Genomic DNA, 20,538 nt, shown 5'->3' with positions numbered 1-20,538 from the left:
CCGCGCCGGTCATGCCGAGCGCGCAGCCGCAGCGCAGCCCGGCGGTGTGGAAGTCGCGCAGCGCCACGCCGCCGGCGGCGGACCTGACCGCGATGCCGCTTGCCGCTTCGAGCCCGGCGGCCAGGCCGGCGCCGCCGACGGAGCTCGACGCCACCTACGCCCCGGTCGCGCGCCACCGCATCACGCTGGCCGCGCTGGCCCTGCCACGCCTGAGCCGCTACCGCGAGACCGGCGCCCAGGCGCTCGAGGTCGGCCTGAACGCCCAGTTGCTGCCCAGCGCGCCGGGCAAGGACAGCGTCATCCGCTTCGCGGTCGACGATGCCGACGAGCTGCACGCGATCACCCCGGCCGGCCGCCAGCGCATCGCCGTGCCGTCGCAATTCGCGCCGCTCGACAACGCCAGCATCCGCCTGCTGGCGGTCCAGCAGCAACTGGCCGAGCGCTACAGCGCGCTGCTGGTGCTGCCGGACGGTCCGTCGCAGCCGGCGGCGTCGGGCACGCGCCTGACCTTCGGGCGCGGCATGCCGTCGCTGGGCGCGCTGCGCGTGCTCGACACGCCCCAATTCGTGCGCCAGGGCGACGGCGCCCCGGCCGCCAGCGCCGACCGCCTCGGCCTGTCGCGCAACGCCTTCAGCTGGGAAGCTTCCAGCGACGGCTTGCGCATCGCGCGCCTGTCGCCCACCCAGGCGCTGTACCACCTGGACGAGCAGCTGGCGCTGGTGGCCCAGATCGAGGCGGCGACCCAGGAGCAGCCTTATGTGATCCCGCCCGGCCATCACCTGGTGGCCGGACACTACGTGCTGCGCTTCGACGCCTGAGGACCGCGATGGTCACCTGGACTCAAGCGGCCGCCTACGCGCTGGCGTTGGCGCTGACCCTGTGCCTGTGCGCCCGGCTGACCCCGCGCGCCTGGTGGCGGCGGCCGAACGCGCGCGCGCTCGGCGTGCTGGGCGTCGGCACCGCGGCCGGCGGGACGCTGTTGCTGGCCATGTTCGGGACGCCCGCACCCGCGCCGCAACCCGTGCGGGTGGCCCAGGCCCAGCAGGCCGCAGGCACCGACGTGCCGGTCGCCGGCGCCCGCTACCGCGTGCACGATGCGCTCAACCTGCGGGTGGCAGGTGGCGTCGGGGCCGAGCGCTTGCTGGTGGTGCCGGCGGGCGCGCGCGTCGAAGCGACCGGGCGCCGCGACGGCGACTGGTGGCAGGTGCGGGCGACGGTCGACGGCGAGGCGGTCGAGGGCTGGGCCAGCAGCCTGTGGCTGCGGCGAGCCGACGAGGGCCGTGTCACCGGTTCTTGATCAGTCGCGCGCGGTGCGCCAGACCTGCTGCTTGGGCGGCTCTTCGTCGCTGGGGCAGTTGGTGAAGCGTTGGCGGCCGTGCATCTCGATCATCTCCACATTGGTGGTCGGGGCCCGGTTGGTGACGCAATAGGTGCGCCTGCCGGTGATCACCCGGGTGCGGCGCGCGCCGTCGCCGGTGTTGTTCACCAGTTCCTCGACCTTGGGCGCTTCCCACAGCCGCGGCGGCGCCATCGCGCGCGCGTGTTCCATGCCTTCGCGCATGCGGATCTGCGGGCTATCCGGCGGCAGGACGATCAGGGGCTTGTTTTCCTTGCGCAGGGCGCGGTCGATCTCGCCGACGCTGCGCCGCGCATTGGCCAGGATCTCCGCGGCGCCTGGCGGCGCGGCGGGCTGCTCGTCCGCCGCCGTCGGCGCCGGCGCTGCCGATGGCGCCTCCTCCACCGGCGCCGCCGGCGACACCGGGGCGGGAATGCTCCGACCTGGCCGCGACGGAGCGGCTGCGGGCGCAGGCAGCACTTCCTTCACCGGTTCTGGCGCAGCCGGCTCGGCGCGCGGCGGCAGCGTGGGCAGCGTGGGCAGCGTGGGCAGCGTGGGCAGCGTGGGTAGCATCAGCCACTGCATCGCCTCGTCGCTCCCTTCCTGCGCCGTCGAAGGCAACTTGCCGGCCATCTGCCAGGCCAGGATCAGGACCAGGTGGACCGCCAGGGTGACGCCGATGCCGGCGAGGCGATCATTGCGCGTGCCGGTCGTCGGCGCGTACGCTGGAAAGATACTGGACATAGGCCAGCAGTATAGCGAGCCAGCCAGCACGCATGCTCACCAATTCTATCCAGCGCCGGCGAATGCCCCGACCGCCGCCATGTGCATCGGCACCGACATCACCTCGAGCAGCAGCTCGCGCAGGCCGTCCCAGACGATCTGCACGCCAAGGCACAGCAGGATGAACGCGGTCAGGCGCAGGAACACCGCGGTGCCGGCTTCGCCGATCAGCCGCAGCAGGTGTTCGCCATAGCGGAACGCGAGATACAGCAGCACGCCGATGACCGCCAGCGCCAGCAAGGCGCCGCCCATGCGCGCCAGCGAGAACACGATCTGCGCGTCGTGCAGCGCGACGCCCACCGTGATCGCCACCGCGATCGATGCCGGGCCGCAGCTGATCGGAAACGTCAACGGATAGAAGGCCTGGCGGTAGGCATGGTCTTGCGTATAGGCCTCGGCCAGCGCGGTCCGGCTGTCCAGCGTGGAAGGCGTGGCTCCCAGCAGGCGCCAGGCCACCGAGGCGAGGATCAGGCCACCGCCGACGCGCACGATGGGCAACGAGATGCCGAAGAAGTCGAGCACATACGAGCCGACCAGCATCGATCCCGTCATCAGCCAGAACATATTGCGCGCGATGCGGCGCGCCAGCAGCGCGCGGGTCGCGGGCGACGCGCCTTCGGTCATGCTCAGGAAGATCGGTGCGGTGGCGGCCGGATTCAGGATCGGCAGCATCGTCACCAGGACGAACAGAAAACTCCTGGCCGCGGCCAGTATCAACTCGATGGTCATGAAATAGCGTATTGAAGCCCGGCCGGCGGTCGACGATTGCCGCTGGCGGGCCGGGCCCCAGGCCCGGACCGCCACTGTACATCATGCCCTGGCGTCGCGGGCACACCGCTGACCAGCGCTCAACCGTGGCCGTCGTCCGCCCACCCCAGCCGCATCGGATTGAAGTACAAGCCCTTGACGCACTGGGTCGGCGCCACCCGCACGAAGCCGAACGCCTCGTACGCCGGCACCGCATGATTCGACGAGTTGACCGTGAAGTTGCCGTCGCCGCCGCGCGCGATGGCGGCCGCCCGCGCCACGTTCCACAGCTTGCGCGCCAGGCCCCGTCCCTGCCAGCGCTTGCCGACGAACAGGTGGAACAAATGGCTGTTGTCGCGGATCGCGATAAAGCCGGCAAGCTGTCCATTGTCCAGCGCCACGTGGTAGACATGCCCCAGCGCCAGGAATTTACGCACGCCCATCTGGTCGTTCTCGGCCAGGAAAGTCGCGGCGCCCTCGCGCGTCGATTCGTGCACGATGAATTCCAGCGCCAGCTCGCGCAGCTGGGCGGCGATGGCGGGAACGAGCAGCGGAATATCGGTGTCGACCAGCGGCCTGATGTCCATGGCGTGTATTGACAGTGTTGCGTGGAGCGTAAACATACCACAGCGTTGATTTTCCATAATGCAATTTCATTGACGAGCGAGCCGGCCCCGTCCTACCATGGTTCGACCATGCCGAAAGCCAGCTTCTTCGCCTTATTTTCCCCTGCCGCCGGCACGGTTCCCAGACGCCGCAAGGTGCCCCTGACGCAGCCGCTGCGCCATGCCCGCTACCGCCGCATCTGGCTCGCCAACCTGGTGTCGAACCTCGGCACCTGGGTCCAGACCTTCGCCGCGGCCTGGCTGGTGGCCTCGCTGTCGCAGTCGGCCTCGATCACTTCGCTGGTGCAGACCGCCACCTATGTGCCGGTGTTCCTGTTCGCCCTGCTTGCCGGGGTGCTGGCCGACGCCGTGCACCGGCCCAAGTTCCTGTTCTTCTGTAACCTGTTCAATGCCATGTGCGCCGGCGCGATGGCCGTGCTGGTCTGGAGCGGCAAGGTATCCAGCGGACCCGTGCTGGCGATCAGCTTTTGCCTCGGCATCGGCACCGCCTTCATCTGGCCGGCCTGGCAGGCGGCGCTGTCCGGCCTGGTCGAGCCCGACGAGGTCGAAGCCGCCGCCACGCTCAACAACCTGTCGTACAACCTGTCCGCCATCCTCGGCCCGGCGCTGGGCGGCCTGCTGTTCGGCTGGATCGGGCCGGGCGCCCTGTTCCTGGCCAACGCGGTGTCCTTCATCGGCCTGCTGGCGGTCTACTGGCACTGGTGGCGCGAGGGCGCACCGCAGCCGCGCGCGCGCGAAGGCTTCGGCGCGCGCCTGCGCCTGGGCTTCGCCACCGCCTTCGGCTGCCCGCGCTATCGCCGCATCCTGCGCAATGTGTGTTCGGTCTTCTTCGCCACCATCGCCTTTGCCAGCCTGCTGCCGGTGTTCGTGCGCGACGTGTTGCACATGCGCGCCGGCGTGTATGGCACCCTGATGGGCTGCCTGGGCGGCGGCGCGGTGGCCGCGGCCTTCTTCCTGCCGCAGGTGCGGGCCCGGGTCGACCGCACCGGGCTGCTGGCCGGCGCGCTGCTGGTCTACGGCGCCATGCTGCTGGCCATGCCGCATACCCGCTCGCTGGCCCTGCTGGCGCCCCTGATCGTGTGCGGCGGCATGGCGTGGTCCGCCACCGTCTCGACCCTGAACGCGGCGGCCCAGCTGTCCTTCCCGCCCGAGGTGCGCGCGCGCACCCTGTCGATCTACCTGTTCGTGATGTCCGGCGGCTATGCGGCCGGCAGCGTGGTGTGGGGACTGGTCGCCGACGCCTGGGGCGTGCGCGCCGCGTTCGCCGCCGCCGGCGCCTGCGTGGTCATCAACGCCCTGGTCTTGCTGACGGGCGGCAGGAAACATCCGATCTGATCGTGGCTTTCATCCGTCCCGCGAGCGTGTAAAGTGGCGGTATTATCCTGATCATTCTGCCAATGCCAGTCACGCTCGCCGATTTCCGTTTCGCTCCCTGCTTCGACGTCGCGGTCGCGAGCCGCATCGGTTGCGGCCCGTCCACCCGCGCCGAGAACCAGGACAATTTCGTCGTCATCGATTTCGACGGCCGCGCCTGCCGCCTGCAAGACCAGCAGCCCTGTTGCCTCACCGTGGACGGCTGGCCGGCCGGGCACGGCCGGCTGGCGGTGCTGGACGGCATGGGCGGGCACGGCCATGGCCGCGAGGCGGCCGAGGCGCTGGCGGCGGCGTTGCTGGCGATGCCGGCCTGCGCCACGCCGGAAGAACTGAGCGAGCGCCTGGACGCCATCCACGCCGGCCTGCAGGCGCGCTTCGCCCAGGGCGCCAGCGGCGCCGGACGGCCCGGCACCACGCTGACCCTGCTCGAACTGCGGGCCAACGGCGCGCCGCTGCTGTACCATGTGGGCGACTCGCGCCTGTACGAACTCGACGCGGCGCACGCCACGCCCCTCACCGTCGACCACGTGCCGGCCACCGTGGCCGCCCTCGCCGGCCGCCTCGACGAAGCCGACTGGTGGCGCCAGGTGCACGGGCGCCATGCGCCGCAGATCGCCCAGGCGGTCATCCTCGGCAATGCCTTCGCCGACCCGACGCGCCTGTCCGATCCCCTGTTCGCCCTGACCCAGGACATTTTGCCTTGCTGGCTCGCCCACCTGGCCGACCGCCGCGCGCTGCCCCTGCGGCCCGGCGCCGCTTACCTGCTGGCCACCGATGGGTTCTGGTCGTGCGCCCAGCCGGACGGTTTCGTGGCCGGCTGGCCCAAGCTGATGCAGGGCGACCCGGATGCGGTCACCCTGGTCGAGCGCCTGTTCGCCATGTTGGAAAACGATCCACCTGCCGGCCTGCAGCCCGACAATCTGACCGCGCTGGTCGTGCGACCGCTGGCCCGCCATGCGGACGAAACCGTATTGCCGGTGGAAGCCCCCACCAACGCCACCAACTGATCTCATGCTTTAAGAAAATAATGTTGTTAATCAACGAACTTGGTGCGCCGTACGGTTCAAAAACAGCGTAAGCTTGCAATATTGATTTCGACCATTATTTAACTTGTCGCCCTGACATGAACCGCTGCCGCAATCCCGAGCATCCGCACTGCACCGTCTGGGTCATGCCCGGCGACGCCATGTGCGCGCACGGGCATGCCCAGCCCGAGGTCGACACGCAGCCAGCGCCACTGGCCGCTGCGCCGGCAGTCGGCCTGCCGTCGAGTTTCGACGCCATCACCGCCCTGCGCAGCCGGCGCCCGACCGACATCGGGCCGGCGCCGACCGTCCCCCGGGCCAACCCGCAACGCCCGCAGCTGCACATCAGCGGTTTCGACCCGCGCGCCGCCGGCGGGCGCCAGGCGATCCGCCTCGAGCTGCGCGGCATGCCGATGGATTGCGCGCCCGAAGTGCGCATGCTGGTGCGCTCGGCCCTGCGCCTGCACGGCGGCGAAAGCTATGCCTTCCAGCGCACCTCGCGCGGCGACTGGCGCCCGCTGTTCCTCGAGTTTTCCTCGCGCGGCCTGGAACACGGCCAGTACCGCATCGAAATCGAGCTGCACAGCCATCATCGCCAGGCGCCGGAGTCGAACCGCACCTGGACCTGCTCGCCCGTCATCCTCGTGCCGCGCCAGGACGCGAGCCTGGGCGAGATCCACCAGACCTTCCTCGCCACCCACAAGAACGTGCGCGTGACGGCCGACGACGCCGGCATCGCCCGCGTGCATGCGCCGGGCGGCGGACGCATCGACATCGACGTCAGCGCGCGTAACGCCTCGATCGCCCAGCTCGACCTGGACGGCGGCAGCGGCAAGATCGACCTCGGCATGTCGACCATCGCCTGGGACGAAGACCTGATCGAGATCGACATGCCGGTCGAGGCGGCGCTGCATCCTTGCCCCGGCGCCAAGGCCTGCCTGGTGCACGCCGAGGCCGACTCGGCCACCCAGCGCCACGTGCGCCTGTTCGCGCTCGACGAGTGCGTGCTGGGCCGCTTCGAGAGCATCGCCCCCGAGGCCGACCTGCTGCTGGCCCACCACGGCGACACCGGCGCCGATCTCGGCGGCCTGACGCGCCGCCTGTCGGGACGGCACGCCGTCATCCGCCGCAGCCGCCACGGCTTCGAGATCGAGGACGTGTCGCGCTACGGCCTGCTGCTGGACGGCGTCTGGCCCGGCAAGCACATGCCGGTGCAGCTGCGGCTCGGCATGCGGATCGAACTGACGGCCAGCATCAAGGGCATCGTCACGCTCGAGGTGACGGCCTTGATGGCGCACGCGGTGGTGCTGCACCGGCTCGACGCCGGCGCACGCGCCGAATGCTTCTACCTGATGGCGCCGGACTGCCTGCCGTCTGCAAGCAGGCACCAGCAGGGGTCCAGCATGCCGCGCGCCGCCGCGCTGCCGCTGCTGTTCCATCGCGACGGCGGCTTCTGGCAGCGCGACCGCGACAGCGGACGCGAGACCCCGCTGGCGCCGCAGGCCCAGCTGGGCCGCCTGCAGCAGGCCGGCCCGGGCATCGCGGCGCGCTTCGTGGCGCAGGCTTATCCCGAGGCGCACGGCGGCCACCGTGGCGGCGGCGAACGCCACCACCACGCGCTTGGCGCCGCACTCGACGCCTGAACCGGCCGTCCTCGCGGACGAGCGCTCAGCCGTGCGGCGGAATCAGGATCAGGAAGACCAGCGCCGTGCCCGCCAGCAGCGCCGCCTGCAGGGCGAACACGATCACAGGCGCCCGCAAGTGTTCGGGTATCTTCATGGCATCACCTCCACATCAAGACCACCGCATCAAGACAACGGCGTGACGCCAGCTTACGCCTGGCCGCGGCGCTCCCGCGCCAGTTAGCCGCGCGGCAAGTCAGTCGTGGCGCCAGGCCGCCGGCAAAGGCGGCAGCGGAATGCGTTCCGTTTCTCCGGGCACCGCCACGAAGCGGTCCGCTTCCCAGTCATGGGCCGCCTGCTCGATGCGCTCGCGGCTGGTCGAGACAAAATTCCAGAAGATGAAGCGCTTGCCGTCCAGCGGCTCGCCGCCGATCACGACGAAGCGCGCGCCCTCGCGCGAACTCACCCGCACCGCCGCGCCCGGCTCGAGCATGGCCATCGTGTTGGCGGCGACCGCTTCGCCGTCGATCTCGATGGCGCCGATCGGCGCGTACAGCGCGGCCTCATCCGGCAGGCGGTCGAGCTCGATGGCGGCGCCGGCGTCGAGGTGCACGTCGAGATACAACGTGTCGGCGAAGGTCGGCACCGGCGAGGTCCGGCCCAGCGCCGTGCCGACCAGCACCCGCACCCTGGCGCCGTCGAGCTGCACCTCGGGAATCCGGTCGGCCGGCGTGTGGCTGAACGCGGCCGGCGCTTCCTCGTGTTCGCGCGGCAGCGCGGCCCACAATTGCAGGCCGTGGGTGCGGCGCTTGCGCCCGAGCAGGTCTTCGGGCGTGCGCTCGGAATGCACGATGCCGCTGCCGGCCGTCATCCAGTTGATCGCGCCCGGCTCGATGCGCTGCTCGGTGCCCAGGCTGTCGCGGTGCATGATCGCGCCCTCGAACAGATAGGTCACGGTAGCCAGGCCGATATGCGGGTGCGGGCGCACGTCATGGCGCGCGCCGGGCTCGGCCTCCACCGGCCCCATATGGTCGAAGAACAGGAAGGGACCCACCGACTGGCGCGCCGCGGCCGGCAGGATGCGGCGCACGGTGAAGCCGCCGCCCAGGTCCTTGTCGTGCGATTTGAAGAGGTGTGCGATGGTCATGGCGGACTCCTGGGCGAGAAGGCAATGCCCGACTGTACACCAGAGCTACAATTCGCGCACCACCCGAAAGCCGACGATATCGTTCGACAGCACGGCCGAGAAGCCGTTGCGCAGCGCCGAGCGCAGGTAGCGCGGGTTGTACAGCCAGGAGCCGCCGCGCAGGATGCGGCGCACCTGGTCGCCGCCCAGTTCCCAGGCGCTGCCGTCGATCGGGGCGCCTTCGTAGTTGTCGTGCACCACGTCCTGCACCCATTCCCAGACGTTGCCGTGCATATCGTGCAGGCCCCAGGCATTCGGCGCGAACAGGTCCACCGGCGTAGTGCCGTGCCGGAACTCGCCGCGCGGGCCGCCGTTATAGGTGAAGCTGCCGTCGAAGTTGGCTTGCAGGGTCGAGATCGTGTCGCCGACATTGAACGCGGTCTTGCTGCCGGCGCGGCAGGCGTATTCCCATTCGGCTTCGCTCGGCAGGCGGTAGCGCTTGCCCGTCGCCTCGCCCAGCCAGGCCACGTACTGCAGCGCGTCGAACCAGGTCACGCCGACCACCGGATGCATATCGGTCTGCGGGAAACCCGGGGATTCCCAATTGACGTCGCCATGCTGTTCCCAGCCGCTGGCCTGCACGAAGGCGCGCCACTCGCCGACCGTCACCGGATAGCGGCCCATGGCGAACGCGCGCTCGATGCCGACCCAATGCTGCGGGGTCTCGCGCGCGATCCAGTTCTTTTGCGAGCCGGCCGCCATCGCGATGCGGCGTTCGTGTTCCGGCGAGCCCATCTCGAAGCGGCCGGTCTCGATCAGGACCATGGCCGGGCCGGCGCCGCTGCCGTCGACGAACGGGTCGCGCAGGATGCCGCCGGGGTCCAGCGCCGGCAGGGGCGCCGGCGCCGGTTGAGCCGGCGCGGGCTGCACGGACGCCTCCTGCTCGGCCGCGCGCGCCTTCTTCTGCTGCGCGATATACGCCGCCGCGGCCTTGGCCTGGGCCAGCTTGCGCGCGGCTTCCTCCTTGGCCGCCTGCGCCTTCGCCACCTCTTCGTCGCGCTTGGCCAGCAGTTGCTGGCGCAGTGTTTCCTTGCGCGCCAGCCGCGCCTCTTCGGCCGCGGCCCGTTCGCGCCGCTGCTGTTCGCGCAGCTGGATGCGACGCTGCTCGTCCAGCTGGGCCTGGGCCGCCGCGGCGGCTTGCGCCTCGACCTTGCGGCGCGCCGCCAGTTCGCGCGCTTGCCGCTCTTCTTCGACGCGGCGCGCCGCCTCCTGCGCGGCCAGTTCCTCGGCAGAGGGGCCGGCCGCGGCGCGGATCGCGTCCAGCAGCGCGTGCACCGTGGCCAGACGCCGCGCCGGATCGGCGGCGAAGCCGGCGCGCAGCACGTCCCACTGGCGCGCGCCGAGCGTCTCGGGCACCTGCCCGCCCGGTGCGCCGGGCAACACGCCGGTCAGGAGCTGGTGGATCATCACCGCCACCGCATACACGTCGAGCGTCGGCTCCGGCACCCGCCCCTCGAGCGCCGCCTCGGGCGCGCGGTAGCCGGCGGTGCCGGACGTCGCCGGCGCATCGAGCGGCGACATGGCGCCGCTGGCGCGGGCGCGCGCGGCGATGCCGAAGTCGAGCAGCTTGACTTCGCCCTTGCGCGTGACGAACACATTGCCCGGCTTGATGTCGCGGTGGACCAGGCGGTGCTTGCCCCAGGCGTAGTCGAGGGCGTCGGCCACCGGGTCGAGCAGCGCCAGCACGCGGGCCAAAGGCAGGCGCGACTCCCGGGCCAGCACGGCGTCCAGGTCTTCGCCTTCCAGGTACTCCATGATGATGAAGTAACTGGACGTGGCCGGATCCTGGGCCCATTCGTAGACGCGCACGATGTGCTCGTGCGCCAGGCGGCGTGCGCGCGTGGCTTCCTGGATCAGGAGTTTCGCATGGCTCGCGGCCTGGGTCAGGTGCGGCGGCAGGATCTTGAGCGCGACCTGGGCGCTGTGTCCCAGTTCGGCGTGGGTGGCGAGGTCGGTCGCCTGCCACACCTGGCCCATGCCGCCGTGGGCGATCAGGCGCTCGAGCCGGTAGCGGCGGGTCTGCGGGCCGATTTCCTGGCCCGCCATCAGGCCGATTTCGGTGCCCGGACGCGTCGTGAAATCATCGGGCGCGGGACCAATTTGCGTGCCGGGCGCCTGGGGTTCGGCGCCGGCGCGCTCGGCCGGCGTATAGGCCGCGTCCAGGATCGCGTTCTTGCGCTGGTCGAACTCCTGACGGCTCAACAGGCCGTCTTCGTGCAGCGCGCGTAGTTCGCGGATCTTGTCGATGGCAGTCTGCATTGCTATTGGATCACGCCGGCAGCGTCGCTCCGCAAGCGGCGCAGAAGCGGTCGTCGCGCCCGGCCGGGTGGCCGTGGACGCACTGGCGCGCGCCTGCGATGCCGGCGGCCAGCGCCGCCTGCGAGGTCAGCGCCGCCTTGTTCACGTCGTTCTGCATGGCCAGCAGGTCGAGCTGGTGGCGCCGGTCCTTGTCGACCTCGAGCTCGCGCCGCGCCTGTTCGGCGGCCACCCGGGCGTCGGCCAGCGCCGCGTCGACCTTGCCGGCGCCGGCCACGCCGGCCAGCGCCGTCAACTGGTCGCCATCCATGGTCGCATGCACGCGCGTTTTCAGGTAGTCGGCCAGCACGGCCGCATTCGGCGCCTCGCTGAGCGCCAGCTTGGCGGTGTCGTCCATCGCGCCCAGCGCTTCGGCACGCGCCATCGCCAGCCGCGCCAGTTCGAGTTCGTGGGCGCGGTCGGCCGCGCGCGCCGCCTCACCGATGCCGGCGCGGCGCTCGTCGGCTTCCAGGGTGACGTCCTGCATCCGCCGCGCATGCGTGGCGTCGGCCTCGATCGTGCGCAGCAGCTTTTCGTGCTGGGCCTGGGCATCGGCGCGGCCGGCGCCCCGGCGCACGCTTTCGATGCGCTGGCGCGCCTGTTCGTCTTCCCATTCCTGCGCCCGCTCGGCCTCGCGCCGGCGCGCTTCATTGGCCAGCTTCAGGGACTGGAACGTGGCCTCGTGCCCGGCCTCGTCGATGTCGCGCAGGCGCCGCGCCGCTTCTTCTTCGCTCGCGCGCAGCCGTACGAGCTCGGCGCGCTGGCGCGCCGCGTCCTCGATCTGGCGCGCCTGCTCGATCTTGTTGCGGATCTGCTGTTGCAGCAGTTGCTGGGAAAAGCGCTGCTGCGCCAGCTGGCGCGCCTGGGTGGCTTCTTGCTGCGCGCTCGCGATCTCGGCGCGCATGCGCACGCCGGCCAGCGCCCGCAGGTGCCGCCACTCGGCCGCCTCGTCGGCGCGCTGCGCGTTCTTGTGCGCCATCTCGTGCTCGAGTTCGGCCAACACCTCGGCCGCGCCATTGGCCAGCGCCTGCTTGCGCGACCCTGCCTCGAGGATGCGGCCGTATAGTTCGATCTGGCGCGCCCGCACGCCATGCGCGCGGTCGGCGCCCTGCAAGGAAAGTTCGGCGCGCGCGATGGCGTCATCCTGGCGCAGCTCGGCGCGCCGCAGCCGCAGCCGCCCTTCTTCTTCGCTGCGCTTGATGCGCTGCCATTCCTCGGCCGTGTACAGTTCGTCCAGGTGGCGGCTGTGCGCGAGCTGCACGTGCTTGTCGTCGGCCGCCAGCCACAGGCTGCCGATGCGGGCCCGGTTGGCGTCGTATTTGTCGTGGCGCAGTTCGAAGGTCTCGACCGCCGTCACCGCCAGGCCGTAGCCGGCCAGGAGCGTCTTGAGGCCGCCCTGCAGGCGCTGGTCGAGCTGCTCGCGCAACTGTCCATTGGCCGCCAGTTCGCGGATCGAGCGCGCGCCGATGAACTCGAGCGCGAGCTGGCGCACCGGATGCGACAGCAGCTCACGCAGTTCGGCAGCGCCGATCGTGCCCGGCATGGTCATGAAGTGGCGCGCGAAGGCCGGCACGTTCTCGATCCTGACACTCACCGAGAAGCGCAGGGCGACGTCGAGATGTTCGCAGGTCGGGATGTCGTCGAACTCGAACGGCACCGCCAGCGCGCCGGTGCGCGTGACGAGGATCTCGGCGTGCTGGTCGCGCAGCAGGTGGTTCAGGCGGGTGAAGAAGCCTTCGATCTCGTATTCGCCCTGCGGCACCTCGGTGGCCTTGTCGCCTTGCAGGATGAAGCCGCGCGCCGTGGCCGGCACGCGCAGCGTCTTGACGAACAGGCCGGAGAGTTCACGCACGCCGAAGAACACGGCCAGTTCGTCGGGGCCGGGCACCCAGCGGTTCTCGACCAGCACCGGCTTGTTGCGCGGCGCGCCCAGGATCACGCCGCAGCCGGCGCAATAGCGCGCCTCAGGCGCGTTCTTGCACTCGCAGCGCGGGCAAGCGGCGCTTTTTACTGCGAACATCTGCAACATATCCGACTCCGTTCTGTCCTGTACTTCTTGTCACTACCAAAGCAAACCTGCCGGTCCAACCATTGGATTTTAGCAGGGCCATGCCTGCGGCACGGATCGCTCCCGTGCGCAGGGTGCGATCCGGTCAAACAAATCAACACGCCTGCTAGATGATCCCGATCCGCTCGACGCAGGCCAGGCTGGCGCCGCGCGCGCGCAGGGCTTCGCGCAAGCCCTGCGGCAGGGCGGTTTCCCACTCCTTCGGCAGCAGGACGCGGTCGCCCGGGCCGGCCTCGCGCGCGATCAGCGCGCATTTCGGCGCCAGCGCCTCGACCGCCTCGACCCGTCCCGCATGCCAGGCGCTGGAGCTGCCGGTGGCGATCACCCGGCCGCGCGCCAGGAATTCGCGGCCGCGCGCCATGCGGTCGGCCATCACCAGCGCCAGCTGGTAAGAGTCGCCCGAAAAGCGCGGCTCGCCGAAACGCACCGTGGTGCGCCACTGGCCCTGGCCGCGGCCGTCGAAGTGGCGCGATCCGGCCAGCACCGCCGCCACCTGGGCCTGGCGCACCGCGTCCATGTCAGGCACGCTGACCGGATCATCGTCGTCGCGTCCGGCCCTGGCCAGCGGCCGCACGCTGACCTCGACCCAGCCCAGGCCATCGTGTTCGCCGCCGCTGTGCAGCGGGAACCAGGCGCGCGCGCTCGAGATCCCGGCGCCAGGATCGGGCTGGCCGTTCAGCGCGCCCAGGTGCGCCAGGGCGTCGGCGCCGCCCAGCAGCACGCCGTCCGGGGCGCCGGCCAGCCTGCGGCCGTCGATCCGGCCCAGGTGCCAGGCGTCCGACCAGCCGTTGGCCACGACCTCGCGCCCCGGCGCAAAGACGTCGCGCACGACGCGGTCGGCCAGCACCGCCGCCAGTTCCCAGTCGCGGTCCCCGTCGGCCGGCGCCCGGTCCAGGCTCAGCACCACCTGGTCGCGGCTGTCGAAGCGCGGCTCGGTGTGACGCGCCAGGCGCACCACCTGCTGCATGCGCTCGGCCACGGCGGGCGCGCCCGGCACGCTGCACTTGACGTCGGCGCGCCCGGCGCGCGGGCGGCGCGTGGCGGTGATCGTCAGCATGCCGCCGTCGGCGGCGATGCTGCGGCACTGGACCGCGTTCGCGTCTGCGCTTGCGCTCATGCCTCCTCCAGCTCCACGTCGCGCGCCGTGACGGCGCGCCGCGCGCCGGCCTCGGTCTCGAGATTGGCCACGATGCGGTCGGCCTCGTCGAACAGGGCGTCGAGCGGGCCTTCGCCGGCCACCTTCAGGCGCGCCAACAGCGCCCATGCCTCGTCGAGCGCGGCGGCGGCGCGCCGGCTGTGGCGCGCGCGCCGCAACTGCTCTTCCTGCGCCAGCGGCTGGCCGGGGGCCGCCAGTTCCAGGGCCGGCATGGTGCCGACCGCCAGGCTGACCAGGTCGAGCCGGCGCAGCAGTTCCTGATGCTGGCGGAAGCGTCCCTGGTCGGCCGGCATCACCGCCATGCGCACCGCGCACATCAGGCACGGAAGCTCCAGGAACAGGCGGCGCAGCGCGCGCGCATCCTCGCAGGCGGGAACGAACGCTTGCTGCGGCGCCGGCGCAGCCGCCAACTCTTCCCTGGCCGCGGCGGACGGATGGACTGCATCGAGCCGCGCGGCCAGGCGCGCGTCGAGCGTGGCCGCATAATCGCGCGCGGCGCCCAGGTCGACCGGCACGCAATCGTCGACCGTCACGCCGAAACGGGTATACATCAACTGGTTGAAACCGGTGCGGAAGGCATTCCACTCTTCCAGGGTCGTGCAGGGAGGCAGCTCCAGGTTGCCCTGGGCCAGCTCGCGCTGCAGCGCGGTCTGCGCCAGTTCGACGAATCCTGTCAACTCGACCATGCAGCCGGCCTCGCTGGCCAGGAACAGGTCGAAGCGCTGGTGCGTGGCGCGCGGGTCGCTGGCGTCGATCGCGAAGTGCACCCGCAGGCCGATCTCGGGCGCGCCGGCGAACGGCACGAGCTCGCAGGCATAGGGGCCGGGATGGACGCACCATGCGGTTTCACCCTCGATGGCGGCGATGCGGCTGCCGGCCGCCTGGCGCCGGCTGCGTCCACCCCGGTCGACCAGTACGGCGGCGCAGCCCGGCGGGACGGTGAGGCCATTCGGCGCCGGCAGCGCGATCGCCGCGCTGCCGAGGCGCGTCGCGTCGAATTCCGGTTGCCGCAGCGGCCGCAGCGTGTTCTGCAATGTACTCTTGAACAGCGAACCTAGCATCATCGTCCTTCCGGGTATGTCCGAACTACTATGTGACTGGATTCACGCCGGGGATGACCTCGAAGCGTGCTCCATGCTGCTGAAAATGCGCCGCGGGCGACGCCGCGAAAGGCCACCGGCCTTCGCACTCGCCGTCGGCATCGAGTTGTCCTTCCAGTACCAGGGCGCCGCGGCCATCGCGCACCTGGATCGCCGGCCGCGCCGCCATCACCCCGGCCGCCCCCGCCGCTTCCGGGTCGAGCTGGACGACCACGGCCAGGCTGCCTGCGGCCTCGACGAAGTGCAGGCGCCACATGCCGTCGTCGGTGCGCAGCAGGTCCAGGGCATTGCCGCTGTCGGCGGCCCGCAACAGGCCGCGGCTGCCGCGCCAGTTGCCGGGTTGCGCCTGCGTGCGCCGGCTGTCCGCCAGGTGGCGCAGGCGGCGCAAGGTCAGCGGCGAGGCTTGCAGCGCGGCGCGTTCGCCCGCCGTCAGGGGTCGGCTGCCGTCCAGCGCCTGCGCCAGCACCGCGTCGGCCAGCACCAGGCGGTCGCCTTCCACCCGGCGTCCCAGCAAGGCGCCGGCCTGCAGCTTGCGATCCAGTTCCGTCATGCCCATCGTCTTTCCTCCTCCATTCCCGCCATCTCGTTCAGGCGCGCAATCGCGGCGTCGCGCCGCTTGCGCAGGGTCGGCAGCGAGATCCCGTCCAGCCCGGCCAGCTGCTGCATCGTCGGCAACTCGCCGGTCTGCGGATCCAGCCATTCGGACGGATAGCTGTCGTCGAATGGGCCGAGCAGCTTGAGATACACCGCCAGCCGCACCGGCAGGGAGTCATGCGCCATCCGGCGCGCCGCCCAGCTGGCGCGGTCCTCGGCCAGCGCCGCCAGCAAGGAATAGTTGGGGGGGAGTGAAACCTGTTGGGCGACCAGCGCCAGGCGTGCGGCTTCGCGCGCCTCGAGCGGATCGCCATCGATCGCGGCCTCGGGTTCGGCGCCGACGCTGGCGTCCAGCTCGTCCTGCCGCGCCTCCAGGATCAGGTCGGGGCCGGGCGTGCTTCCCCGTTCCGATTCATCCAGCACACGCCAGTAGTCGTCCAGCCAGGCATGGGCCTGGCTCGCGTCGTGCAGCCAATCCTGGTCGCGGTTGGCCGACAGCAGCTCGTATTCGCCGATCTCGCGCAGCATGGCGCCGATCTTGTCAGGACTGTTCTTGAGGCTGGCGAAGCGCTTGGACCTGGTGTGCAACGGGCCCGGCGCGCCGGTATGCAACGCGAGGCTTTCGCTCCAGCGCATGATCCATTCGGGCTTGCAGTCGCCGCTCGTGCGCAACTGGCGCGCTTCGATCGGCATCGCCACGACCTCGCGTCCCAGGATGGCGCCGACTTGCGGCGCGTGCTCGCGCCAGAGCTCGAACAGGCGCGCGACCTCGTGCCAGGCGGTATCGAGCATGCGGTAGGCATACATGCGGTTCGGGCTGCATGGACGGCCGCAGGCGGCCTGGTAATTGTCGCTGTCGACCTTGTCGCGCAGGACGGCATACAGGTCGTTGAATTTCTTGCGCAGCAGCGCCTCGCCGCCGGCTGCGTTCCAGAACGCGCCGATGCGCGCATGCTCGGCCGCCACCGCCGCGCACAGCGCGGCCCAGTCGGCCGGGCGCGCCTGCAGTTCGTAGACCAGGGTCAGCGCCAGCTCGCCGCAGGTGTCGCCATAGCTGTTGCCGTGCGCCTGTGTGCGCACGCCGGCCGCATGCAGGGCCTGGGCGACCGCGTCGACATAGGCGCCGAGCGACTGTTCAGGATCGGGGTCGAGCAAGGTGGCCGGCTTGATCCGGGCGCACGCCTGCAGGGAGCAGTGTCCCAGCAGCTTGCGGACCTGCTCCCAACCGTGCTCCTGATACCGGGTTCCCGGCAAACGCATACCTACCCCATCCTCTGTTTCGCCCCGCATTTTTTGCGGATTGAAATAGATGATGCCATACAAACACGGCCTTGAGGCGCGCAGAAGAACCTTATTTGTGCCTCTTTTCCAACGACTGCCCTTCTGTTGCCGATTGCATCGATTGCAACAGGGCCGCCACGACCGGGGCCGCATGGCCGCCGCCGGTGGCCGCCGAATGGCTCACGAATGCGGCGAAGGCCAGCCGCCCGGTCTGGCCCGGCAGGCTGCCCGGCTCGAGCCAGCCCATGAACCAGACGGTCGCCAGCTCGTCCTGGCCGGCCGGCGCCGTGCCGGTCTTGCCGTACAGGCCGGGGCGGAGCAGGTCGAAACCGGCGCCGCGAAACGCCCCGGCCGCGGTGCCGCCGTCGATCACGCCCTTCATCCCGGCGCGCACGCGGTCCAGGCGCACGCCCAGGGCCTGGCCCGGCGTCGCCTGCGCCGCGCGGCCGTCGAGCGACAGCAGCAGGCGCGGCGCCACGGTGCGGCCCTCCCCGACCGCCGCCGCCACCAGCGCCATCTGCAGCGGCGTGGCCTGCATGCGCAGGCCGATCGCCATCTGGCGCAGTTCGTGGCGGCTGTGGACCGGGTCGAGGCGCGAGGCGCTGGCCTGCAACGCGTCCCACTCGCCCCAGCGGTAGTCGGGCGGCAGCAGGCCGCCGTCGAGCCGCAGCGGCTGGCCGAAGCCGAGCCGCGCCGCCATCGCCGCTACCGGCCGCACCGTGTCGAGCGCGCCCGGCTCCAGTTCGCGCGCGCCCGGCATGCCGCCGTCCGGCTGTCCCATCAGCGTGCGGTCGCTCAGTTCGGCGCTCCAGGCGAACCAGGTGTTGACGCTGTGCGCCATCGCCTGCGCCAGGCCCAGGCGGCCGTCCTGGGCGCGGGTGCTGGTGATCTGGTCGCGGAAATTGGTGATGCGGGCCCGGTTGCCATCGAAAGGATAACTCGGCGCGCCGGTGCGGAAATCGTAGCCGCCCGCCTGCGCCAGCCGGTCCACCTCGTGCAGGGACAAACCCTGCAGCAGGCCGTCCAGGCGGGCGTCGGCGCGCGCCGCCCCTTCCAGGCCGAGGGCGGTGATCACCTTGAAAGTCGAGCCAGGCGCGCGGTGTGCGCCGCCGTCGTGCTGGAAGGCAGCGCTGCGCAGTGGGCTGCGCGCCGGATCGGCGCGGTCGAAGTCGCGCAATTCTGCCCAGCGGCTCGGATCGGCCTGGCCGCCGCCGCTGGAGGCCGCGGCCAGGATGTCGCCGCTGCCCGCATCCAGCAGCACCAGGCCGGCGCGCCGCTCCGGCTGGGCATCGAGGCCGCCGACACAGGCCTGGCCGTCCCAGCGTCCGCCACGCAGGCCGATGCAGTCCAGGAGCTGCTGGGCCCTGGCCTGCAGGTCCAGGTCGAGGCTCAGCTGCGCCACGTGGCCGGCGCCGCCAAGCCGCGCCAGCATGCCGGCCACGCTGCCGTCGTGCTGGCGGTGCACGCCCAGCAACGGCGCCAGGCCGGCGCCCAGCGCCGCTCCGGCCGGCGCGCCGTCGGCCCACAACGCTTCGCCATGGCGGTCGCGCAGGCGCACCGGTACGGCGGCGGGCCGTGTTCCACCGCTGCCGCCGGCGGGCAGCGCCTGCCAGGCCAGGCGGCCATCGACCATGGCCAGGTGGCGGTAGGCGGCGTCGGCGCTGCCCGACATCGCCGCCAGGTCGAGCGGCTCGACCTGCACCGCGATCGCGGCCGCCCCGGCCAGCGGCGCCAGCACCAGCCGCTGCACCGCCTCGCGGTCCGGGCAGGCGCGGCCGTCGCAGGCACCCTGGGCCAGCACGCGTGCACCAGTCACGCCGCGTACCCGGCCCGCCACCAGCAGCTCGACCGGCTGGCCGGTTGCCGGTGTATTCAAAGTCACCAGCGATCCCTGGCGGCCGCCATCCCAGCCGCCGACCCGCTGCCACGGTTCCCAGCCTTCCGGCAGGCGTGCGAACAGGCGCATCGCGGCCACCGGCAAGCCGGCTTCGCGCGGGGTCGGCGCGCCGCCGACGAGCGCATGCCAGACCGCGTCGGCGCCCGGCCGGGTGCGCCAGGCCACCAGCCGGCGCTCGCTGTTAAAGATGCGCACCTGTTCGCGCACATAAGCGCCGTCGGCGCGGTGATGCAGGCGTTCGAGCAGGCGGCGGTCGCCGGCGTCCAGCACGTGATCTTCCCAGCCCGGCAGCGGCGCGCGCGCCTCCTGGCCGGCCTGCTGCCAGGCCAGCAGGTCGCGCGGCGCCAGCTCGACCAGACCGTCGCGCCCCTGGCGCAGCAGGCCGCGCGCGCGCAGCGCCTCGAACAGCGCCTGGTCTTCCATGCCGGGGCCAGGCCGCAGCGGCACCTGCCACGCGCCCGGCGCCAGGCGCAACTCCACGCTCGCGCCGTGGGCCGGAAAGGCCTGCACGAGGGCCGCGCCGCCAGCGGCGCCTGGCTGATAGTGATGCAGCACCAGCTCGCCCACCTGCGGGCAGGCGGCGCTGGGCCGGCGCGTGAAGCGCAGGGCCTCGCTGCCCCACAGCAGCCAGCCGCTGTTGCCCAGCACGGCCTGGCCCTGGCGAGCGCGCGTCACGTTGCCGGCGCTTGCATCGCCGATCCAGCCCGCCGTTGCGGCGCCGGCGTTCCAGGCGAGCGTCAAGCCAGTCGCGCCGGCGCCGGCATTGCCGGCGATGTCGATGCGTGGCATCGTCGAGCCGGATCGGGCCAGCAGCACGCTGCGCGGCGGTGCATTGGCCGCGCCCGCGATGCGCGCCGCCTCGTCGAAGGGATAGCCGATCCGCAGCGGCAGCATGCGCGGCCGCGCCGGGTCGAGCATCTGGGTGCACAGGTCGACCCGCAGCGCCGGGCCGGCGCGCATGCCGCTCGCCACCAGCAGGGCCAGCCCCCCGTGCTGGGTGAGCGAGACGCCGCTCTCGCGCGGGACCACGAAGTCGAGCCCCGGCGCAAGCGGCTGCAGGGCGCCCAGCGCGACCGCGCCGGGCGTCTCGGCGGCGCCGTCCGGCAGCGCGCGCGCATGCATCGCCAGCGCGACGGCGCCGCCCAGGACCACGACCAGCACGGCCCACAGCCAGGCAGGGCCGATGGACAGCGACCGGCCGGCCTCGGCGCACGCCGGACGGGCGCCTGCGCGCAGGTTGCGGGAGCGCCGGCGCGCCGTGCGCGAAGCGGCCAGTTGGTCGATCAGGGTGGCGAGCATGCCTGTCATCCGGTGGTTACGTGGCGCCCACGCGCCCTTCGTGCTCATCTAGCCGGGGGAGCGTGAAAGACAGCCTGTCCGGGGCTTTATCCGCCTCCCGATGCAGCTCATTCCGCGTTTTCTACGGCTCGTCGCATGTCGCTGGAGAC

General features: G+C 71.6%; 15 protein-coding genes and 1 pseudogene. 5 read left to right on the top strand and 11 right to left on the bottom strand.

The window, feature by feature from the left end:
* Both HMPREF9710_RS22010 and HMPREF9710_RS22005 read left to right on the top strand, forming a co-directional pair.
* Nucleotides 1-818: pseudogene (locus tag HMPREF9710_RS22010) on the top strand (hypothetical protein); the annotation flags it as partial.
* 8 nt (nt 819-826) lie between these two features.
* Entirely contained in the window at nt 827-1,297 is a 471-nt protein-coding gene (locus HMPREF9710_RS22005) for an SH3 domain-containing protein (protein ID WP_005670060.1), read from the top strand.
* On the opposite strand, the gene HMPREF9710_RS26740 is transcribed toward HMPREF9710_RS22005, so the two are convergent.
* From HMPREF9710_RS26740 to HMPREF9710_RS21985, 3 genes are all read right to left on the bottom strand, one after another.
* Nucleotides 1,298-2,080, bottom strand: a complete 783-nt coding sequence (locus tag HMPREF9710_RS26740; RefSeq protein ID WP_005670059.1) for a hypothetical protein — start codon at nt 2,078-2,080, stop codon at nt 1,298-1,300. It lies immediately after the preceding gene.
* A gap of 45 nt (nt 2,081-2,125) precedes the next feature.
* Nucleotides 2,126-2,848, bottom strand: a complete 723-nt coding sequence (locus HMPREF9710_RS21990) for a MarC family protein (protein ID WP_005670058.1) — start codon at nt 2,846-2,848, stop codon at nt 2,126-2,128.
* A gap of 119 nt (nt 2,849-2,967) precedes the next feature.
* Entirely contained in the window at nt 2,968-3,453 is a 486-nt protein-coding gene (locus HMPREF9710_RS21985; protein WP_005670057.1) for a GNAT family N-acetyltransferase, read from the bottom strand.
* A 108-nt stretch (nt 3,454-3,561) separates the two neighbouring features.
* Between HMPREF9710_RS21985 and HMPREF9710_RS21980 the strand changes: the two genes are divergently transcribed.
* The 3 genes from HMPREF9710_RS21980 to HMPREF9710_RS21970 all read left to right on the top strand — a co-directional run bounded on the left by HMPREF9710_RS21980 (nt 3,562) and on the right by HMPREF9710_RS21970 (nt 7,534).
* The gene (locus HMPREF9710_RS21980) at nt 3,562-4,827 is read left to right on the top strand and encodes an MFS transporter (protein WP_005670055.1); all 1,266 of its coding nucleotides are present in this window, start codon (nt 3,562-3,564) and stop codon (nt 4,825-4,827) included.
* 62 nt (nt 4,828-4,889) lie between these two features.
* Nucleotides 4,890-5,873 (top strand): PP2C family protein-serine/threonine phosphatase, encoded by a 984-nt coding sequence (locus HMPREF9710_RS21975; protein ID WP_005670051.1) that lies wholly within the window; start codon nt 4,890-4,892, stop codon nt 5,871-5,873.
* 116 nt (nt 5,874-5,989) lie between these two features.
* Nucleotides 5,990-7,534, top strand: coding sequence for an FHA domain-containing protein (locus tag HMPREF9710_RS21970; protein ID WP_005670049.1), 1,545 nt, complete (start codon nt 5,990-5,992; stop codon nt 7,532-7,534).
* A 235-nt stretch (nt 7,535-7,769) separates the two neighbouring features.
* Here HMPREF9710_RS21970 and HMPREF9710_RS21965 read toward each other — a convergent pair whose 3' ends face one another.
* The 8 genes from HMPREF9710_RS21965 to HMPREF9710_RS21930 all read right to left on the bottom strand — a co-directional run bounded on the left by HMPREF9710_RS21965 (nt 7,770) and on the right by HMPREF9710_RS21930 (nt 20,389).
* Nucleotides 7,770-8,660, bottom strand: coding sequence for a pirin family protein (locus tag HMPREF9710_RS21965; RefSeq protein ID WP_005670046.1), 891 nt, complete (start codon nt 8,658-8,660; stop codon nt 7,770-7,772).
* Nucleotides 8,661-8,705: 45 nt separating this feature from the next.
* The gene (locus tag HMPREF9710_RS21960; protein WP_005670045.1) at nt 8,706-10,958 is read right to left on the bottom strand and encodes an SUMF1/EgtB/PvdO family nonheme iron enzyme; all 2,253 of its coding nucleotides are present in this window, start codon (nt 10,956-10,958) and stop codon (nt 8,706-8,708) included.
* Nucleotides 10,959-10,968: 10 nt separating this feature from the next.
* Nucleotides 10,969-13,023 (bottom strand): coiled-coil domain-containing protein, encoded by a 2,055-nt coding sequence (locus tag HMPREF9710_RS21955; protein ID WP_005670043.1) that lies wholly within the window; start codon nt 13,021-13,023, stop codon nt 10,969-10,971.
* A 145-nt stretch (nt 13,024-13,168) separates the two neighbouring features.
* On the bottom strand, nt 13,169-14,179 hold the full coding sequence (locus HMPREF9710_RS21950; protein ID WP_005670041.1) for a hypothetical protein: 1,011 nt from the start codon (nt 14,177-14,179) through the stop codon (nt 13,169-13,171).
* Entirely contained in the window at nt 14,176-15,282 is a 1,107-nt protein-coding gene (locus tag HMPREF9710_RS21945) for a hypothetical protein (protein ID WP_081589987.1), read from the bottom strand. The genes HMPREF9710_RS21950 and HMPREF9710_RS21945 overlap by 4 nt, the downstream gene beginning before the upstream one ends.
* 25 nt (nt 15,283-15,307) lie before the next feature.
* A complete protein-coding gene (locus tag HMPREF9710_RS21940; RefSeq protein ID WP_229409909.1) occupies nt 15,308-15,868 on the bottom strand; it encodes a hypothetical protein in 561 nt (186 codons plus the stop codon).
* Entirely contained in the window at nt 15,865-17,172 is a 1,308-nt protein-coding gene (locus HMPREF9710_RS21935) for a hypothetical protein (RefSeq protein WP_005670036.1), read from the bottom strand. The genes HMPREF9710_RS21940 and HMPREF9710_RS21935 overlap by 4 nt, the downstream gene beginning before the upstream one ends.
* A gap of 91 nt (nt 17,173-17,263) precedes the next feature.
* Nucleotides 17,264-20,389, bottom strand: coding sequence for a penicillin-binding transpeptidase domain-containing protein (locus HMPREF9710_RS21930; RefSeq protein WP_005670034.1), 3,126 nt, complete (start codon nt 20,387-20,389; stop codon nt 17,264-17,266).
* Nucleotides 20,390-20,538: the final 149 nt, after the last annotated feature.

The organism is Massilia timonae CCUG 45783 (genome assembly GCF_000315425.1).
Classification (GTDB): Bacteria; Pseudomonadota; Gammaproteobacteria; order Burkholderiales; family Burkholderiaceae_D; genus Telluria; species Telluria timonae.
Note: the sequence above shows the minus strand (reverse complement) of the source record. Positions and strands in the feature narration are given on the sequence as shown.

Bases quoted from the DNA above. Each gene is read 5' to 3' on its own strand.
- HMPREF9710_RS22005 (WP_005670060.1), top strand. From the start codon at position 827: ATGGTCACCTGGACTCAAGCGGCCGCCTACGCGCTGGCGTTGGCGCTG.
- HMPREF9710_RS26740 (WP_005670059.1), bottom strand. From the start codon at position 2,080: ATGTCCAGTATCTTTCCAGCGTACGCGCCGACGACCGGCACGCGCAAT.
- HMPREF9710_RS21990 (WP_005670058.1), bottom strand. From the start codon at position 2,848: ATGACCATCGAGTTGATACTGGCCGCGGCCAGGAGTTTTCTGTTCGTC.
- HMPREF9710_RS21985 (WP_005670057.1), bottom strand. From the start codon at position 3,453: ATGGACATCAGGCCGCTGGTCGACACCGATATTCCGCTGCTCGTTCCC.
- HMPREF9710_RS21980 (WP_005670055.1), top strand. From the start codon at position 3,562: ATGCCGAAAGCCAGCTTCTTCGCCTTATTTTCCCCTGCCGCCGGCACG.
- HMPREF9710_RS21975 (WP_005670051.1), top strand. From the start codon at position 4,890: ATGCCAGTCACGCTCGCCGATTTCCGTTTCGCTCCCTGCTTCGACGTC.
- HMPREF9710_RS21970 (WP_005670049.1), top strand. From the start codon at position 5,990: ATGAACCGCTGCCGCAATCCCGAGCATCCGCACTGCACCGTCTGGGTC.
- HMPREF9710_RS21965 (WP_005670046.1), bottom strand. From the start codon at position 8,660: ATGACCATCGCACACCTCTTCAAATCGCACGACAAGGACCTGGGCGGC.
- HMPREF9710_RS21960 (WP_005670045.1), bottom strand. From the start codon at position 10,958: ATGCAGACTGCCATCGACAAGATCCGCGAACTACGCGCGCTGCACGAA.
- HMPREF9710_RS21955 (WP_005670043.1), bottom strand. From the start codon at position 13,023: ATGTTGCAGATGTTCGCAGTAAAAAGCGCCGCTTGCCCGCGCTGCGAG.
- HMPREF9710_RS21950 (WP_005670041.1), bottom strand. From the start codon at position 14,179: ATGAGCGCAAGCGCAGACGCGAACGCGGTCCAGTGCCGCAGCATCGCC.
- HMPREF9710_RS21945 (WP_081589987.1), bottom strand. From the start codon at position 15,282: ATGATGCTAGGTTCGCTGTTCAAGAGTACATTGCAGAACACGCTGCGG.
- HMPREF9710_RS21940 (WP_229409909.1), bottom strand. From the start codon at position 15,868: ATGACGGAACTGGATCGCAAGCTGCAGGCCGGCGCCTTGCTGGGACGC.
- HMPREF9710_RS21935 (WP_005670036.1), bottom strand. From the start codon at position 17,172: ATGCGTTTGCCGGGAACCCGGTATCAGGAGCACGGTTGGGAGCAGGTC.
- HMPREF9710_RS21930 (WP_005670034.1), bottom strand. From the start codon at position 20,389: ATGCTCGCCACCCTGATCGACCAACTGGCCGCTTCGCGCACGGCGCGC.